Origin of the sequence: Actinomyces sp. oral taxon 849 str. F0330, assembly GCF_000239715.1 — a bacterium.
GTDB lineage: Bacteria > Actinomycetota > Actinomycetes > Actinomycetales > Actinomycetaceae > Actinomyces > Actinomyces johnsonii.
In genome coordinates, this window is sequence record NZ_JH470418.1 from 1 (window position 1) to 545 (window position 545).

Below are 545 nucleotides of genomic sequence, written 5' to 3' on the forward strand. Positions count from 1 at the left end.
CTGGCCAGGCGCACGGGCGGCAGCAGGACGGGTGCGTTGACGGTGCGCACGCGCGGGCCCGAGGGGGCCTCGGGGACGGTCAGGCCGGCGGCGGCCAGGGCGTTGCGGGCCGCGTGCTCGGCCGCGATGCGCTCGACGTGCGGGATCTGGGCGGTGAGGTCCGCAGCTTCCGGTGAGGCGCCGTCGGCCAGGTGGATGCTGCCGTCGTCCTCGCCATCCTGGGGAACCGTCTCGTTCCAGGTGGCCACCCCGATGGCCAGGTAGACCGGTGCGACGCCGAACTGACGGGCGAGGATGTCGGTGCGGGCGGAGACCTCCCGCAGAGACTGGCGGGCCTCACCCAGGGCGTTGCGCTCGCGCACGATGCTGGACAGGTGAGTGGGTCGGCCGGCGTAGAGCTGGGCCAGGCCCGAGGGGTGCGCGGCGGTGAGGTCGACGACGCCGTCGAGCAGGGTGATGTCATCCAGGCTCGCCACGCCGCCCAGATCTACGAGCTGGCTGCGCCAGTCGGACAGAGCCATATCGATGCGCTCGCGTCGTTCGAC

At 73.0% G+C, this 545-nt stretch carries 1 pseudogene; it reads right to left on the minus strand.

Annotated features, from left to right (window positions below):
- Nucleotides 1–545 (minus strand): annotated as a pseudogene (locus tag HMPREF0975_RS14425) (DNA helicase); the annotation flags it as partial.